Origin of the sequence: Brevundimonas sp. UBA2503, assembly GCF_002341485.1 — a bacterium.
Classification (GTDB): domain Bacteria; phylum Pseudomonadota; class Alphaproteobacteria; order Caulobacterales; family Caulobacteraceae; genus Brevundimonas; species Brevundimonas halotolerans.
Map to the genome: position 1 here is coordinate 56,830 of NZ_DDOD01000025.1, position 14,726 is coordinate 71,555.

19 protein-coding genes are annotated in these 14,726 nt (G+C 68.5%); 7 read left to right on the plus strand and 12 right to left on the minus strand.

The annotated features are described in order from the left end of the window. Positions 1-42 precede the first annotated feature (42 nt). Together B4K74_RS11750 and B4K74_RS11755 are read left to right on the plus strand one after the other, a co-directional pair. Positions 43-615 carry an RNA polymerase sigma factor gene (locus tag B4K74_RS11750; protein WP_286693091.1) on the plus strand — a complete coding sequence of 191 codons (573 nt, stop codon included), beginning with the start codon at positions 43-45 and terminating at the stop codon, positions 613-615. Continuing rightward, on the plus strand, positions 612-983 hold the full coding sequence (locus B4K74_RS11755; protein WP_286693092.1) for a DUF6768 family protein: 372 nt from the start codon (positions 612-614) through the stop codon (positions 981-983). Before B4K74_RS11750 ends, B4K74_RS11755 begins: the two co-directional genes overlap by 4 nt. Before the next feature lie 6 nt (positions 984-989). Here the strand turns inward: B4K74_RS11755 and B4K74_RS11760 are convergent, their stop codons facing one another. Beyond that, positions 990-1,628 (minus strand): SCO family protein, encoded by a 639-nt coding sequence (locus B4K74_RS11760; RefSeq protein ID WP_286693093.1) that lies wholly within the window; start codon positions 1,626-1,628, stop codon positions 990-992. Positions 1,629-1,699: 71 nt separating this feature from the next. Between B4K74_RS11760 and B4K74_RS11765 the strand changes: the two genes are divergently transcribed. Further along, entirely contained in the window at positions 1,700-3,178 is a 1,479-nt protein-coding gene (locus B4K74_RS11765; protein WP_286693094.1) for an ActS/PrrB/RegB family redox-sensitive histidine kinase, read from the plus strand. A 45-nt stretch (positions 3,179-3,223) separates the two neighbouring features. Further along, the gene (locus B4K74_RS11770) at positions 3,224-3,778 is read left to right on the plus strand and encodes an ActR/PrrA/RegA family redox response regulator transcription factor (RefSeq protein WP_123288219.1); all 555 of its coding nucleotides are present in this window, start codon (positions 3,224-3,226) and stop codon (positions 3,776-3,778) included. 9 nt (positions 3,779-3,787) lie between these two features. On the opposite strand, the gene mmcB is transcribed toward B4K74_RS11770, so the two are convergent. The 4 genes from mmcB to thpR form a co-directional block, all read right to left on the minus strand. Next, a complete protein-coding gene (gene mmcB, locus B4K74_RS11775) occupies positions 3,788-4,243 on the minus strand; it encodes a DNA repair putative endonuclease MmcB (protein ID WP_286693095.1) in 456 nt (151 codons plus the stop codon). 44 nt (positions 4,244-4,287) lie between these two features. Then, positions 4,288-4,818 carry a lipocalin family protein gene (locus B4K74_RS11780; protein WP_123288167.1) on the minus strand — a complete coding sequence of 177 codons (531 nt, stop codon included), beginning with the start codon at positions 4,816-4,818 and terminating at the stop codon, positions 4,288-4,290. Between the two features lie 67 nt (positions 4,819-4,885). Beyond that, positions 4,886-5,452, minus strand: coding sequence for a GNAT family N-acetyltransferase (locus tag B4K74_RS11785; protein ID WP_286693096.1), 567 nt, complete (start codon positions 5,450-5,452; stop codon positions 4,886-4,888). Beyond that, positions 5,449-5,988, minus strand: a complete 540-nt coding sequence (gene thpR, locus B4K74_RS11790; RefSeq protein ID WP_286693097.1) for an RNA 2',3'-cyclic phosphodiesterase — start codon at positions 5,986-5,988, stop codon at positions 5,449-5,451. The genes B4K74_RS11785 and thpR overlap by 4 nt, the downstream gene beginning before the upstream one ends. Before the next feature lie 127 nt (positions 5,989-6,115). Between thpR and B4K74_RS11795 the strand changes: the two genes are divergently transcribed. After that, positions 6,116-6,859, plus strand: a complete 744-nt coding sequence (locus tag B4K74_RS11795; protein ID WP_286693098.1) for a Bax inhibitor-1/YccA family protein — start codon at positions 6,116-6,118, stop codon at positions 6,857-6,859. A gap of 79 nt (positions 6,860-6,938) precedes the next feature. Here B4K74_RS11795 and B4K74_RS11800 read toward each other — a convergent pair whose 3' ends face one another. The 5 genes from B4K74_RS11800 to B4K74_RS11820 all read right to left on the minus strand — a co-directional run bounded on the left by B4K74_RS11800 (position 6,939) and on the right by B4K74_RS11820 (position 12,590). Next, positions 6,939-7,283, minus strand: coding sequence for a DUF2794 domain-containing protein (locus B4K74_RS11800; RefSeq protein ID WP_286693099.1), 345 nt, complete (start codon positions 7,281-7,283; stop codon positions 6,939-6,941). Between the two features lie 361 nt (positions 7,284-7,644). Beyond that, entirely contained in the window at positions 7,645-8,985 is a 1,341-nt protein-coding gene (locus tag B4K74_RS11805) for a trypsin-like peptidase domain-containing protein (protein ID WP_123288220.1), read from the minus strand. Positions 8,986-9,016: 31 nt separating this feature from the next. Next, entirely contained in the window at positions 9,017-10,471 is a 1,455-nt protein-coding gene (locus B4K74_RS11810; RefSeq protein ID WP_286693100.1) for a HAMP domain-containing sensor histidine kinase, read from the minus strand. A gap of 6 nt (positions 10,472-10,477) precedes the next feature. After that, complete coding sequence (locus tag B4K74_RS11815) at positions 10,478-11,299, minus strand: response regulator transcription factor (protein WP_286693101.1); 822 nt, start codon at positions 11,297-11,299, stop codon at positions 10,478-10,480. Between the two features lie 103 nt (positions 11,300-11,402). Further along, positions 11,403-12,590 carry an acyl-CoA dehydrogenase gene (locus B4K74_RS11820; RefSeq protein WP_286693102.1) on the minus strand — a complete coding sequence of 396 codons (1,188 nt, stop codon included), beginning with the start codon at positions 12,588-12,590 and terminating at the stop codon, positions 11,403-11,405. A gap of 127 nt (positions 12,591-12,717) precedes the next feature. Between B4K74_RS11820 and B4K74_RS11825 the strand changes: the two genes are divergently transcribed. Both B4K74_RS11825 and B4K74_RS11830 read left to right on the plus strand, forming a co-directional pair. Next, positions 12,718-12,984 carry a DUF6356 family protein gene (locus B4K74_RS11825; RefSeq protein WP_286693103.1) on the plus strand — a complete coding sequence of 89 codons (267 nt, stop codon included), beginning with the start codon at positions 12,718-12,720 and terminating at the stop codon, positions 12,982-12,984. Further along, entirely contained in the window at positions 12,981-14,156 is a 1,176-nt protein-coding gene (locus B4K74_RS11830; protein ID WP_286693104.1) for a CaiB/BaiF CoA transferase family protein, read from the plus strand. Before B4K74_RS11825 ends, B4K74_RS11830 begins: the two co-directional genes overlap by 4 nt. Here the strand turns inward: B4K74_RS11830 and B4K74_RS11835 are convergent. Both B4K74_RS11835 and B4K74_RS11840 read right to left on the minus strand, forming a co-directional pair. Further along, on the minus strand, positions 14,153-14,572 hold the full coding sequence (locus B4K74_RS11835) for a hypothetical protein (RefSeq protein WP_286693105.1): 420 nt from the start codon (positions 14,570-14,572) through the stop codon (positions 14,153-14,155). The two genes, B4K74_RS11830 and B4K74_RS11835, sit on opposite strands and share 4 nt — an antisense overlap. Positions 14,573-14,596: 24 nt before the next feature. Continuing rightward, on the minus strand, positions 14,597-14,726 hold a 130-nt coding region (locus B4K74_RS11840), incomplete at its 5' end, for a 2-oxo acid dehydrogenase subunit E2 (protein WP_286693364.1).

Consider the following 14,726-nt stretch of genomic DNA (forward strand, 5'->3'; position numbering starts at 1 on the left):
GCTCGCGGCACCTTATCTTTCCGAGAGCGGGAGTGTTCCTTCATGTCGGCGGATCGCATCGACAAGGCCCGGTTGTTCGAGGCCTATCTGGTCGCCGCCGCGCGCACCGGGGATGCGGCGGCGCGGGCCCGGCTGGTTGCGGCGTGGCAGCCGCGGCTGATCGGTCATGCCTGGCGGTTGACGGGCGATATGGAGATGGCCCGCGAGGCGGTGCAGGACGGCTGGGTCGAGATTCTGAAGGGCCTTCCGGCCCTGCGGGACGAGATGGCCTTTCCGGCCTGGGCGCTGATGATCATCACCCGGCGGTGCCGGCGGCTGGGCGGGCGGCGGGGTCGGGATCGGGCGCGGGAGACCGGGATGGACGATGAGATGCCGCTGGTGGTCTCTGAGGGCGAGACCGGGCCCGATGTGCTGGTCCGGCAGCATATGCGGCGGGCGATTGATGCCCTGCCGCCGGACCAGAGGGCGGCGCTGGCGCTCGTTTACCTGCACGAGCTGAGCGTGGCCGAGGCGGCGCTGGCCCTCGATGCGCCCGAGGGCACGATCAAGACGCGACTGATGCATGCGCGGCGCAAGCTGCGCGACCACCTGACCCTTCAAGGAGTGACCCCATGACCGACGATATCGACACCCTGATCGCCAACACCCTCAAGGATGAGGACCGCGCCCTGCTGGCCCGGGCCGGGGCCGAACCCGGCTATTTCAGGCAGATCGGCGAGGTGTTCACCGGACCGACCGGCTGGCCCACCATGGTTCTGGTGGTCGCCCAGGCGGTGATGTTCATCGCCGGCGTCTGGGCCGCCTGGAAGTTCTTTCACGCAACCGAGGCGCTGGAGGCCCTGCGCTGGGGCCTGCCGTCGGCGGTGCTGATCCTGGGGTCGCTGGTGGTCAAGCTGTCGGTCTGGCCGGCCATCCACGCCAACCGGATGATTCATGCGCTCAGGAGGCTGGAACTGCAGCTGGCGCTGCGGCGGCAGGACTGATCCCGATCAGCCCCGGGCCCTCACGCGGCGAAAAATGTCGGCGGCGGTCTCCGGCCCCAGCTCATAGTTGAGGGTCTGGCGCGCCTTGCCGTCCGGACCCATCAGCCAGATGGCGAGGGAGTGGTTCATCGTATAGGCCTCGCCCTCGCCGGACCTGCTGTAGAAGACGTCATAGGCATCGGCGGCGGCGGCCACCTGTTCCGGGGTGCCGGTCAGGCCGATGACGCCCTCGGGAAAGCCGTCGGACGACAGATAGTCCTTGAGTGCCTGCGGCGTGTCGCGGGCCGGATCGACCGAGACGAAGATCATCTGCAGATCCCCACCCTCGGGCCCCAGTTCGGTCTTCAGCGCCTGAAGGAAGGCCAGGGTGGTGGGGCAGTAATCCGGGCAGTAGGTGAAGCCGAAGAAGACCAGACTCCATTTGCCGTCCAGCAGGGCCTGGTCAACGGTTTCGCCGTCCTGGTTGACCAGGGTGAAGGGGCCACCGGCGGTCGGTTGGCCCTCGACGCCGGCCTCGATCGCCTGACCGGCGGTACCCCCGCGCGTCTCGCCCCGGCCCTGCACGACGATCAGGGTCACCAGCGCCAGAGCGACGGCGATACCGATGCAGGCGGCGGAAAAGATGACCACGGACTTGCGGGGCATGAGGTGCTCCTGAACGGTTGCGGCGTCGGGACGTCTCGCCCCGGGTCTCGGCCCGGGTCTATAGAGGGGATGTGGAGACGTTTGAAGCGGATAAAGGGCCGCACGGCCCGGGGCTGAAAGGCTGGCGCAACCTGCCCCGGCGGAGCCGTGGCCTGTCGCTGAGGACGCTGATCATCCTGCGCTGGATGGCCATTGCCGGTCAGAGCGCCACCATTGTCGTGGCCACCGCCGGCTTTCATTTCGACCTGCCGCTGTGGCCGTGCCTGACGGTGATCGCCGCCAGTGTGGTCATGAATCTGCACGCCACGCGCCGGTTAAAGCGGCCCGATCCGCCATTGGCGGACGGCGGGCTGACGGCGGCCCATCTGGGGTTCGACATCCTGCAGCTGACCCTGCTGCTGGGACTGACCGGCGGGCTGCAGAACCCGTTCTGCCTGCTGCTGGTGGCGCCGGTGACGGTGGCGGCGGCCTCCCTGCCCGGGCGTCAGGCGCTGGCGCTGGGCTTTCTGGTGCTGCTGGCGACGGTGGGGCTGTTCTTCTGGGCCATGCCCCTGCCCTGGCAGGCCGGGACCGAGCTGGCCCTGCCGGCGCTCTACCGGTTCGGGATCGGGCTGGCGCTGGTGACCGGGGTGGTCTTCACCGCCGCCTATGCCTGGCGGGTGGCCGCCGATGCCGAAAAGCTGGAACTGGCGCTGACGACCACCCAGGATGTGCTGCAGCGCGAACAGCGGCTGGCCGCGCTGGGGGGACTGGCCGCCGCCGCCGCTCATGAACTGGGCACACCGCTGGCCACCATCCAGATCGTGGCCAAGGAGCTGAAGCGGGCCTTTCCCGCAGATGCCGCCGCCGCCGAGGATGCGGCCCTGATCCTGGAACAGGCCGAGCGCTGCCGGCTGATCCTGCAAAGGCTGTCGCAACGGCCCGAGGATGGGGATGCGCTTTACGACGACATCGCGCTGAAGGCCCTGCTGGAAGAAGTAGCGGCCCCGCACAAGGGCTTTGACCTGGAGTTCGAGATTACGGTGCGGGTGGCGGATGGATCCGCTGCGCCGCGCATCCGCCGGATGCCCGAGGTGATCCACGGCCTGTCGACCCTGGTCGAGAACGCCGCCGATTTTGCCACCGGACAGGTGCGGCTGGTGGCCTCGGTCGATGCGGGCTGGATCGAGATCGAGATCGCCGACGACGGGCCGGGCTTTTCGCCCGACATCCTGCCCCGGCTGGGCGAGCCCTATGTCACCAGCCGGCCGCAGGGCAAGGCGCGCCGGGCGCTGGCCGCCCAGATCGCCGCCGCCGCCGTCCCGCGCGCCGCCCGCCGGGCCGGCCGGACCAAGGACGCCGCGCCGCCCGAAGCCATCGCTCCCAGCCAGGGCGGCATGGGGCTGGGCTTCTTCATCGCCCGCACCCTGCTGGAGCGGACCGGCGGCAAGGTGACGGTCGGGGCAGGCAGTGGAGCCAAAGGACGGTTGCGCGGCGCCCGGGTTGCGGTGCGCTGGCCCCGGCAGGCGCTGGAGCCGGGCCAAGTGTCGCAGGGCGCGCCTGCATCTTGACGGCGGGCGGTCCCGTAACGACGTGATCGACATTGGAGACAGATGATGACCGACACCGACCCCCGTATCACCCGGCTGGACGATCGCTCGCTGCTGGTGCTGGATGACGACAATGCGCTGAGGACCCGGCTGGGGCGTGCGCTGGAATCGCGGGGCTTTGAAGTGACCACGGCGGCCTCGATCGCCGAGGCCCAGACCGCGCTGGGTGAGCGCGTGCCCGCCTTTGCCGTGCTGGACATGCGGCTGGAGGACGGCAATGGCCTGAAGATCGTCGAGGCCATCCGAGAGCGTCGCGACGATGCCCGGATCATCATGCTGACCGGCTATGGCGCCATCGCTACGGCCGTCGCGGCAGTCAAGGCCGGGGCGGTCGACTATCTGCAGAAGCCCGCCGATGCCGACGATGTGGTCAAGGCCCTGCTGGCGACCGGCGATGCCCCCGAGCCGCCCGACAATCCGATGAGCGCCGACCGGGTGCGTTGGGAGCATATCCAGCGCGTCTATGAGCTGTGCGACCACAATGTCTCGGAGACGGCCCGGCGGCTGGGCATGCACCGGCGGACCCTGCAGCGCATCCTGGCCAAGCGCGCGCCGCGCTAGAAGGGCGCGCTAGAAGGGTCTGCGGAAGGCTGCCAGACGGGCGAAGGCGATGGTCAGGGCCTTGCGGCGCGCCGGGGCCAGCGGCTGGGGCCCGGAATCGCGCAGGATGGCCCCGCCGAAATCGTCGGCCACGATCAGACCGATCTCGTCCGGCAGGACGGTGTGCGGAAAGCCGGTCGAGACCGCGAAATAAAACCGGTCGCAAAAGGGGGCATAGTCGCCCCATTTGCGGTCGCAGCGGTAGTCCTCAAGGCTGGACTTGACCTCGCAGATCACGATCTCGCCGCGCGGGCCCAGCGCCATGACGTCGGCGCGGCGTCCGTTGGGCAGGGCCACCTCGACGAGCGGCGCATGGCCGAGGTCCACCATCAGCCGGGCCACCCCCCGGGTGATGCGGCGGGTGGTCTCGGGCCGGGGACCGTCGACAGGCGACAGACTCAGCGACAGGAGCGGGGTGGCGGACATGCCGCCACTATGTTCTGCCTATGTTCCGCATTCAAGCGGGGCGTTTACCGGCCCGTGTGCACGGTGCGGCTGGTGTTGAAGCCCAGCTGGCCGGCGCGGGCGACGAGGCGGCTGCGCTCGGCGGCCGACGGATTGGCACTGCGGTGCCAGATCCACCAGTTGGACTTGTCCGGCAGGCCCATGATGGCCCAGCTGTAGTCCGGGGCGTGATCCCAGACCCAGTAGTTCTGACCCGCCAGACCGCCGAAGCTGAGCAGGCCGGTCAGGGTGAAGCGGAACTTCGCATTGGTCGCCGTGTCGGTGACGCGGGCGTTGGCGCGCAGGACCTCGACCTCGCCGTCCGCCGTGCGGGTGCAGGCGACCGACAGGGAATAGCGGCCGGCGCGGGATTGTGGCGTGAAGTCGATCTGGGCGCGGCTGCAATCCTTTTGCACGTTGTTGGGATTGCGCACGACCTCGAACCAGCGGCCGTCGAAGCGGTCGAGATTGACATTGGTGGCCTGGGCCAGGACGGGGGTTGACAGGGCCATGGCGGCGACCGCGATGGGGGCGGCGATCAGGCGGGACAGATGCATCCGGTGCTCCTTGGGCGGTGAAATCGGTCCGTGCAGTTACGCGCCGGACCCCGGTTGGGTTGCCTTGTCAGCCCCGAGCGCGGGCCGCCCACTGTTCGCGGGTCTGGCCCCAGCGGTCGACGACGGCATCCTGATAGGGCTCTGGCAGGCGTGTCCGTCCCTGATTATAAGATCCCAGCCGCTCGGCCAGCATGCAAGAGGCCCGGTTGTCCGGATCGATCGTGTGAATGACCTCGGTCCAACCCAGAATGTCGAAGGCATAGTCCATCGTGGCGGTGGCGGCCTCAAGCGCATAGCCCTTGCCCTGGGCATCCGGGTGCAGCGACCAGCCGACCTCGGGGCCCGGCCAGCCCTCGGGCTGCCAGGGGCCGATCCGGCCCAGCCATTGACCGGTTTCCCGGTCAAGCACCGAGAACATGGCCACCCCGGTCAACGCCCAGGCCCCGGCCATGCTGATCATGCCGCGCCAGGCGACGGCGCGCGGCTGGACCCCGCCGATGTACCGGGCCGCCTCTTCATCGGCCATCATCTCGGCCCAGCGAGGAAAGTCAGACAGGGCGGTCGGGCGCAGGATCAGGCGCGCGGTTTCGATCCACGGGCCGGGGGCGACGTCGTCCGTATCGGCGTGGGTCAAAGCGGATACTCCTGTTCAAGGCTGTAGGTGCCGCCATTCGGGCCGGTGACACTGGAATAGAGGCCGAAATGGTCCAGCCTGAAAGGGGGCGATTGCAGCAGGTTGTGGCCTTGGATCCAGGCCGCCAGCCGGTCATCGCGCACGGTCGGCTTCAGATAGGCGAGGGTCACATGCGGATGGTAGGTCCGGCGCGGGGGATCGAGCCCCGCCCGACGGCCCGACGCCTCGCAGCGCGCCGCCAGCGCCGTCAGGCGCTCGTCGGGAGACACGCCGGCCCAAAGGGTTCGCGCCCTGTGCCCGTCGCCGAAGGCACCGACCCCCGCCAATGACAGGCTGAGCGGGCCGCGCCCGGCGGCCCGGACCAGTTCTCCATCCAGATCATCGGCCTGTCGAAGCATCATTTCGCCGTAGAAGCTGAGGGTGATGTGCAGGGCTTCGGGCGGGCGCCAGGCCGCGCCGGGCAGGCCGGTTTGCCGCCGGACCAGCGTGTCGGCGATGTCAGGCGGCACAGCGAGGGCGGTGAACAGGCGGACCATGCGACCCTTGGTAGCGGGCGACGCTTCGCACTCCAAGTCCGGTTTCCCTTGCGTGACGGGCCTGCTCTGACGATATTCACTGCAAACGCGGCGACTGTGCCGCACGATCCGTGGGAGACACGCTCGAATGAACGAATTCCGGAACCCTGCGCGCCCCATGCCGCGAACCGCCGACATGGCGATGGATGCGGGCCTGCGCGCCTTCATGCTGGGGGTCTATAACAAGCTGGCCCTCGGCCTCGTGGTGGCCGGTGCGCTGGCCTATCTTACCGGCAACGTGCCCGAGGTTGGCCAGTATCTGTTCACGCAAGGCGCCGACGGCCGCGTCAGCCTGACCATGCTGGGCATGATCGTGCAGTTTTCGCCGCTGGTGATGCTGTTCGGCTCGATGTTCTTCATGAAGAACCCGACGGCGGGCGGGGTAAACCTGCTGTACTGGGCCGTGGTCTCGACCATCGGCGCGGGCATGGGCGTGCTGTTCCTGATCTACAATATGGGCTCGATCGCCTCGACCTTCTTCATCACGGCCGCCGCCTTCGGTGCGCTGAGCCTGTTCGGCTACACGACGAAGAAGGACCTGTCGGGTCTGGGCACCTTCCTGATCATGGGCGTCATCGGCCTGGTGATTGCCATGGTGGTCAATATGTTCCTGGGCAACGGCATGCTGGCGCTGATCATCAGTGTGGTCGGCGTGCTGATCTTCTCGGCCCTGATCGCCTACGACACCCAGCGGCTGAAGATGACCTACTATGCCTTGGGCGGTGACCAGGCGGCGATGGCCGTGGCCACCGGCTTTGGCGCGCTGAGCCTGTTCATCAACTTCGTGAACCTGTTCCAGTTCCTGCTGGCCCTGTTCGGCGGTCGCGAATAAAAGACGGCCCACAGACAGACGAAATCGAGGCCCCGGTGGAAACGCCGGGGCCTTTTTCGTGGGGTCCGTTTCATGGGGGTCAGTCGATCACCTGAAAGCGGCGGGAGTCGAAGACGCGCAGCACCTGGGCCAGGTCGCGCCCGCGTTTCAGCACCTGACCGCCCTGACCGATCACGGCCCACTGCCCCTGTCGGCTCTGGAGGGCCGGGCGCTTCTCGACTCGATAGAGGGGCGCATCGCCCGAGCGGGCATAGACGGCGAACTCGGCCACATCGGCCCCGCCCACCAGGCTGTAGTCGCGCCAGTCACCTGCGGCGACCAGACGCCCATAGATCCGAAGCAGCTGGTCCAGTTCGCGACGCTCGAAGAAGACCGGACCCTTTGCGGCGAAGGGTCCTGAACTGTCGTGTGACGCACTGCTCATGGGCGAATCCTAGCGCGGCCTGCAGCAAACGCCAGAGGGGCCCGGATCACCCGTGCGCGACCCGAAAACCATGACTATGGGAAAAATGACGAGGCCACGAAAACGCCCCCATTTGGTCCTTCGCCCGCCGCCTTGCGGAGAGAGAAAGACCCATCGGCCCGCTGGAGCCCGGAGCGATCCTGGATCCTGAACAGCCCCCCCAGCCCCCCGGGTTCCTCCCCCCAAGGGTTTCAGTGGGCCGACGCTTCCTCCAAGCGAGCATCGCCCGTTCCGGCCATCCCCCTCCCCCCCAGGCCGGGACGGGCGTTTGCGTTGGCGGGGGCCGTAACCCGGTCCCCGCCAGCCTTACCCCACCAGAAAATCAAGGATTGAGCGTCAGGTCGACGGTCTCACCCGCGCGATACACGCGCAGCCGGATCGGGCGCCGATCGGTACCCAGAGCCGTGGCCAGGGCCTGAAGGCTGGAGGCGTCGCGGCCATTGACCGACACGACCAGATCGCCCGCCACCAGACCGGCGACGGCCGTCGGTGTGCCGCCCTCGACCACCTCGACCACCAGGCGATGATCCTGACCGCCACGTTCGCCCGTGCGGGCCTCGCGGAAGCCGGCGCCATAGGCCGTCAGGGCCTCACGCCCCAGCGCAATGCCCCCAGCCTCGGACATTTCGACGACCACAGTGGTGCGCTGTTCGACGCCGTCGCGCAGATAGACGACTTCCAGCTGGCTACCCGGAGCGGCGACGCCGACGGTGGCGAGCACGGAGCCGGCATTGGCCACGGGACGCGACTGGACCCGGACGATCACATCATCGGGGCGCAGGCCCGCCGCCTCGGCAGGTGAGCCGGGGGCGACATCGCGCACCACAGCGCCGCGCACGATGTTCAGACCGAGGTCGCGGGCCGAGGTCGCGTTGAGCGAGCTGAGCAGGGCGCCCGTGCTGCCACGACGGACCTGACCGTTCTCGCGGATCTGCCCGACGACGTAGAGCATGATGCGGGTCGGCACGGCGAAGGCAATGCCGTCATTGCCGCCCCCGCCGCCTGACAGGATAGAGGTGTTGATGCCGATCAGCCGTCCCCGGCTGTCGAGCAGCGGCCCACCGGAATTGCCCGAGTTCACGGCGGCGTCCGTCTGGATATAGTCCTCGACCGCATCGCCGAGGCCCGAGCGGTTGAGGCCCGAGATGACGCCCATGGTCAGGGTCTGGTCGAGGCCCAGGGGATAGCCGACGGCAAAGGCCAGATCGCCGGTGCGCAGGGTGTCGGAATCCGCCACCTCGACCTGGGCAAGGCCCGTGCCCTCGATCCGCAGCACGGCGATGTCGGTGGCCTTGTCCGTGCCGATCAGGACCGCATCGAAGAGGCGACCGTCGGCCAGGTCGACGGTGAATTTCGACCCGCCCTCGATCACATGGTTGTTGGTGACGATGATGCCTTGACCGGCATCGATGATCACACCCGATCCGGTCGAGACGGGCTGGGCCTCGGTATCCTCGGAACGAGGGCCGCTGGACTGGCCCAGGGTGGTCACCTGAACGACCGCAGGCAGGGTGCGCTCTAGCCCCTCGGCGAAGCTGAAGACGCCTCGGGCCTCGTCATAGGGCAGGGGCGTGGCCTGGGCCCAGGCGGCCGCCGGGACGCTGGCCATGCCGGTGACCAGCACGGCTGCGACCGACAGTTTCAGCAGGACAGACCGACGCATCGCATTCCCCTTATCCATTCGCCCCTCCGTCTTAGCGCGAGAAGCGCGCCGTGACGATGGCCCCCGGCACGGCATCATCGATCGTCAGGACGCCGCCGTGGCGGCGCACCACGGCGCGCACAAACGGCAGCCCCATGCCGTGGCTTTCGATGCCGTTGGGGGCTGGGTCTTCTTCGGCTGCGTTCTCGACCGCACCCCGGGCCCGCGCGGGATCCATGCCGGGACCCTGATCGGCGATGGAGACCTCGACCCCGGTGGCGGTCGGGTTCGCCCGCAGCGTCACGACGCCGCCCTCAGGCGAGAACTTCACGGCATTGTCGACCAGATTGGTCAGGGCCCGCTGTAGCAGGGTCCGGACGCCGAGCACCGAGGCCGGCTCGACCTCGACCACCAGACGCACGCCCTTTGTGTCGGCCAGCGGCTCGTAGAGCTCTGCCGTCGCCGTCACCAGCTCGTCCAGTTGCACCCGTTCGAACACCCAGGCCGAACCGTCCCTGAGCGCCAGCGTCTCGTTCATGGCCCGGGTCAAATGCCGGAGGTCGTCGCCGGCGAGGCGGGCCAGCCGGGCGCGTTCCTCGGGCGTGTCGGCTTCCTCCAGTCTTTCCAGTCGCGCGGTGGCCCGGGCCAGGGGGGTGCGGAAGTCATGGGCCAGCTGGTCCGAGGAATCGCGCAGCCAGCCCAGCAACTCTTCCAGCCGGTCGAGGGTGGCGTTGACCCGGACGCTGAGCGGGCGAAGCTCGGGCGCGATGTCATCGACCGGCGGGCGGCGCGAGAAATCGCCCATGGCCGCCCGGTCCAGCGAGGCGCTGACCTCGCCCAGGGCCAGACTCAGCCGGTGCCGGGCAAAGACCGCCGCCGTCAGGCCCGAGATCAGGATCAGCAGGCCGCTGAGGCCGACGATCAGGACCGCCCGGCCCCAGGCCTCGCCCGAGCGGTCGACGACGCGACCGACAATGATCTCGAGCGCGCCCGCCTGACGCTTGACGACCACCACCTCGACATCGCGGCGGGGGCAGAGAGTGCCGGCCGGCAGGCCCGCGACATAGACGTCGTCGCCCAGACTATTCAGGCGGCGGGTTTTCGCGTCCTCCAGCGCGGCCAGACCGGCGGGCTTGCCGCTGGGAGCCCGGATAAAACGCACCCCGGCCCCGCCGCGCCCGGTGCGGCAGACCTCTTCAAGCGTACGGTCTTCCTGGATCGGACCGGACTGGAAGGCGGTCAGCCAGGCCGAGAAATAGGCGGCGTCGGCCTCGGTCACCTGATCGGCCCCCACCCAGGCCTGGACCCCGAGTTTGTCGACCATGGCGGCATAGTCGGCGAGCGCCACGAGTGCTGCCTTCTGGCGCTGATCCGCGCGCACGGCCTGACCCGTGATGACGACCGAGCCTGACAGGGCCAGCGCCGCCAGCACGGCCACGGCCACAGACAGCTGGGCCGAGGTGCGCCCGGACAGCCACCCGCGCAGGCCGGACAGGGGGCCGGTCACGCTGCGTCAGCCCACGCCGTCGAGGTCGCGGAACACGAGACTCTGGCTGCGCGCCGAGACGATCAGCGGGTGCATGACGTCGGGCACCTCGGGGCACTGGTCCTTGAGCCGCCGCCGCAGCGCACTGATCCGGGCATCGATGATGTTGACGAAATTGTCGGGCAGGAAATTCCATTCCACCCAGCAGCGGTCCCACAGCATGGTCTTGGTCACCGGCTGGCCGTGCGCGGTCATCAGTTCACAGACGATGGCAAATTCGAGCGGCGACAGCTCGATGGAGCGGAGCGCGTCGTCCTCGCTCTGGATCTGCAGGGTGCGGGCGCCGGGCGACAGGATGAAGGGACCATTGGTGACATCGCCCCCGTTTGCCTTTGACCGGCGACCCGACCGGCGCAGCTGGGCCGCGATCCGGGCAAGCAGCTCCTCGTCGCCCACGGGCTTGGACAGATAGTCGTCGGCCCCGCCCAACAGGCCCTCGACCTTCTGCCGCTCGGCGCCGAGCGCGGTCAGCATCAGGGCCGGGGCGTCGGCCGAGGGGCTCTTGCCTGCCCGGATGCGCTTCAGCGTTTCCAGACCGTCCAGACCTGCCGTGAGCCGGTCGAGGATCAGCACGTCATAGGGGGTGTCGGCAGTGGCTTCGAGCGCCGCCTCGCCCGACTCGACCCGGTCGACCCGCGCAAAGCCCGCCCGTATCAGACGGCTGGCGACATGTTCGGAGAGGGCGGGCTCATCCTCGAGTAAAAGGGCGGTGCAGCCCCCGAACACCTCGGCGAGCTGGGCGAAGGGGTCCTCGCCCGCCGCCGCATCCGTCTGGTTCGCCTCGTCCATAGCCCCGTCTCCCCACTCGTTCAGAGGATAGGCCCCTGTCCCGGAAAGACAATGTTCGGCCGATCAACCGGTCCGCGCGCCTGATACTTCCTGACGTGCGGGTCTAGAACGCGCTCTGCCCGGTGATGGCACGGCCAAGGATGAGAGCGTGGACGTCGTGGGCGCCTTCATAGGTGTTGACCGTCTCGAGGTTCATGGCGTGGCGCATGACGTGCATCTCGCCGGTGATGCCGGCCCCGCCGTGCATGTCGCGGGCCTCGCGGGCGATGGCCAGGGCCTTGCCGCAATTGTTGCGCTTCATCATCGAGATGGCCTCGGGCACCCAGGCGCCGGTATCGAGCAGGCGGCCCAGCGCCAGCGCGCCTTCCAGGCCGAGAAAGATCTCGGTCTGCATGTCGGCCAGCTTCTTCTGGACCAGCTGGCGCGAGGACAGCGGCCGGCCGAACAGCATGCGCTCGCCGACATAGTCGCGGGTCAGGTGGAAACAGGCCTCGGCCGCGCCCATCGCCCCCCAGGCGATGCCGTAGCGGGCCTTGTTGAGGCAGGAGAAGGGCCCGCGCAGGCCCTTGACGCCCGGCAGGATATTGGCCTCGGGCACGAAGACGTCGTTCAGGCCGATGTCGCCGGTGATGGAGGCGCGCAGCGACAGCTTGTCGCCGATCTTGTCGGTGGTGAAGCCGTCAAAGTCGCGCTCGACGATGAAGCCGCGGATCTCGCCGTCCAGCTTGGCCCAGACCACCGCCAGATCCGAGATCGGCGAGTTGGTGATCCAGTATTTGGCGCCGTTCAGCTTGTAGCCATTGGGTACGGCCTCGGCGCGGGTCTTCATCGAGGCCGGGTCCGAGCCGCCGTCGGCCTCGGTCAGGCCGAAACAGCCGATCAGTTCGCCCGCCGCCATGCGGGGCAGGAAGCGGGACTTCTGCTCGTCCGAGCCAATGGCATAGATGGGGTACATGGCCAGCGACGACTGGACCGACATGGCCGAGCGATAGCCGCTGTCGACGGCCTCGATCTCGCGCGCGATCAGGCCATAGGCGACGTGGGAGGCGTTCGCGCCGCCGTATTCCTCGGGCAGCATGGCGCCGAGGAAGCCCATCTCGCCCATCTCGGTCATGATCGACCGGTCGAAGGTCTCGTCGCGGAAGGCGGCGACGACGCGCGGCAACAGCTGCTCGCGGGCATAGGAGCGGGCGGCGTCGCGGATCATGCCCTCGTCGTCGGTCAGGCGATTGTCCATATCCAGCGGGTCATCCCAGCGGAAGGTGCGGGTCGGGGGGGTGCCGTCGGCCATGGAGGCGCTCCTGAATCTGCGGGCGGGTCGCTGATCGGACCTCTTTTTCTGCCCCTGCCGCGCGGGTTTAGGCCAGAACGCGCCGGACGGGTAGAGGGCCGCGCCGACTGCGGCTATGATCCGCACCATGAGCCGCCTGTTTCACCGTCTGTTCGTCGCCCACCCGCGGGAGGTGGACGAGGGTTATTTCCAGCACATGGCCGCGTCGTCGCGGTTCGGGTTTCGCCTGCTGAGGCTTGCCGGTGCGGCCTTCCTGCATTCGCTGGTGCCGGGCCTGTGCAAGAGCACCGTCTCGCGCGAGGTGTGCTGCATGGCCGATGAGATGGACAGCCGCGCCCGCGAGGCGCGCGAGTGCCGTATGCGCGAGGCGGGTGTGTGGGATCCCGGCCTTTGACACAGGGACCGCTGGCGGGCGTTCGCGTGCTGGATCTCAGCCGGGTGCTGGCCGGGCCGTGGGCGACGCAGACGCTAGCGGACCTCGGCGCCGAGGTGATCAAGATCGAGCGGCCCGGGGCGGGGGACGACACCCGCCTGTGGGGACCGCCCTTCACGACGAAGACGGATGGGTCGCGGGGGGACGCGGCCTATTTCCTCTGCGCCAACCGGGGCAAGAAGTCGGTGGCGGTCGACATCGCCACACCCGAGGGGGCCGAGGCGGTCCGCACACTGGCTGCGACCTGCGATGTGGTGGTCGAGAATTTCAAGACCGGGGGGCTGAAGAAGTACGGGCTGGACTGGGTGGCGCTGAAGGCGATCAATCCGAAGCTGGTCTATTGCTCGATCACCGGCTTTGGTCAGGACGGGCCCGACGCCCACCGGGCGGGCTATGACTATATGATCCAGGCCATGGGCGGGCTGATGAGCGTGACCGGCCAGCCCGACGGAGCGCCCGGGGCCGAGCCGATGAAGGTCGGGGTGGCGGTCGCAGACCTGTTCACCGGCCTCTATGCCTCGAACGCCATTCTGGCCGCGCTCTGGCATGCGCGGGCGACGGGCGAGGGCCAGCAGATCGACATCGCCCTGTTTGATGTGCAGGCGGCCATGCTGGCCAATCAGGCCACCAACTGGTTCGTCTCGGGCATCGCCCCCACGCGCATGGGCAATGCCCACCCGAACCTGTCCCCCTATCAGCCCTTTCCGTGCACGGACGGTATGGTCGTGATCGCGGTCGGCAACGATGGACAGTTCCGCGCCCTGTGCACCGCCTTGGGTGCGCCGGGCATGGGCACCGATCCCCGCTATGCCACCAATGCGGTCCGGATCGAGAACCGCGCGACCCTGTCGGCCCAGCTGTCGGCGATGACGGCCGGACACGACATGAAGGGGCTGATGGTGGCGCTGGAGTCGGCGGGCGTGCCCTGCGGCCCGGTCAATACGATCGATCAGGTGTTCGCCGAACCCCAGGCGAGGCACCGGGGGCTGGAGGTCCACCAGACCCGCGCCGATCTGTCGGAGCCCATCCGCACCGTCGCCAGCCCGATCCGCATGTCGGCCACGCCGGTCGCCTATGACCGCCCGCCCCCCGCGCTGGGGGAGCATACGGATGAGGTGCTGGGAGAAGGCTAGGGTATGAACTCTCTGAGATTATTGGTGTAGCCCAGCATCCAGGCAATCAGAGTGGCCCCGGCGACAAGGCCAACACCCCACCATTTCAGCGACGGAGAGCCCACCGTCCCATGAATGTCCGCCTCGTCCAGCTCTCCGATGCGGCCGGGAATGGCGTCTTCCTGCCAATCGTCAAAATCGTCCGGCGTCGCAAATTCGCCCGCCCGCGCGCGGCGGGCAATGTCTCGGGCCGCGTCGATCTGCTCCTCATATGCAACAACCCGGATGCCGCCGAGGGCCAGCTGCACGTGGGGCAACATGGTGGCCATGTCGCGATCGGGAAGCCAGGCGCGGATACCGTGCCGGCCCAGCAGGGCGACCAGCAGCTCCGCCTCGGCCACCGTCATGAAGCGGGCGACTTCAAACTCCTCAGCCATCCCGCCCCTCCGACATTGCGCCCCTTACAGGTCCAGCAGGAAGCGTTGCGGGTCCTCGAGGTGCTCCTTGATCCGCACAAGGAAGGTCACGGCTTCCTTGCCGTCGACGATGCGGTGATCATAGCTGAGGGCCAGATACATCATCGGGCGGATC

What these genes read in the sequence shown, in the direction of transcription:
- B4K74_RS11750 (WP_286693091.1), top strand. Translation starts at nt 43, where the DNA reads ATGTCGGCGGATCGCATCGACAAGGCCCGGTTGTTCGAGGCCTATCTG.
- B4K74_RS11755 (WP_286693092.1), top strand. Translation starts at nt 612, where the DNA reads ATGACCGACGATATCGACACCCTGATCGCCAACACCCTCAAGGATGAG.
- B4K74_RS11760 (WP_286693093.1), bottom strand. Translation starts at nt 1,628, where the DNA reads ATGCCCCGCAAGTCCGTGGTCATCTTTTCCGCCGCCTGCATCGGTATC.
- B4K74_RS11770 (WP_123288219.1), top strand. Translation starts at nt 3,224, where the DNA reads ATGACCGACACCGACCCCCGTATCACCCGGCTGGACGATCGCTCGCTG.
- mmcB (WP_286693095.1), bottom strand. Translation starts at nt 4,243, where the DNA reads ATGTCCGCCACCCCGCTCCTGTCGCTGAGTCTGTCGCCTGTCGACGGT.
- B4K74_RS11780 (WP_123288167.1), bottom strand. Translation starts at nt 4,818, where the DNA reads ATGCATCTGTCCCGCCTGATCGCCGCCCCCATCGCGGTCGCCGCCATG.
- thpR (WP_286693097.1), bottom strand. Translation starts at nt 5,988, where the DNA reads ATGGTCCGCCTGTTCACCGCCCTCGCTGTGCCGCCTGACATCGCCGAC.
- B4K74_RS11795 (WP_286693098.1), top strand. Translation starts at nt 6,116, where the DNA reads ATGAACGAATTCCGGAACCCTGCGCGCCCCATGCCGCGAACCGCCGAC.
- B4K74_RS11800 (WP_286693099.1), bottom strand. Translation starts at nt 7,283, where the DNA reads ATGAGCAGTGCGTCACACGACAGTTCAGGACCCTTCGCCGCAAAGGGT.
- B4K74_RS11805 (WP_123288220.1), bottom strand. Translation starts at nt 8,985, where the DNA reads ATGCGTCGGTCTGTCCTGCTGAAACTGTCGGTCGCAGCCGTGCTGGTC.
- B4K74_RS11815 (WP_286693101.1), bottom strand. Translation starts at nt 11,299, where the DNA reads ATGGACGAGGCGAACCAGACGGATGCGGCGGCGGGCGAGGACCCCTTC.
- B4K74_RS11820 (WP_286693102.1), bottom strand. Translation starts at nt 12,590, where the DNA reads ATGGCCGACGGCACCCCCCCGACCCGCACCTTCCGCTGGGATGACCCG.
- B4K74_RS11825 (WP_286693103.1), top strand. Translation starts at nt 12,718, where the DNA reads ATGAGCCGCCTGTTTCACCGTCTGTTCGTCGCCCACCCGCGGGAGGTG.
- B4K74_RS11835 (WP_286693105.1), bottom strand. Translation starts at nt 14,572, where the DNA reads ATGGCTGAGGAGTTTGAAGTCGCCCGCTTCATGACGGTGGCCGAGGCG.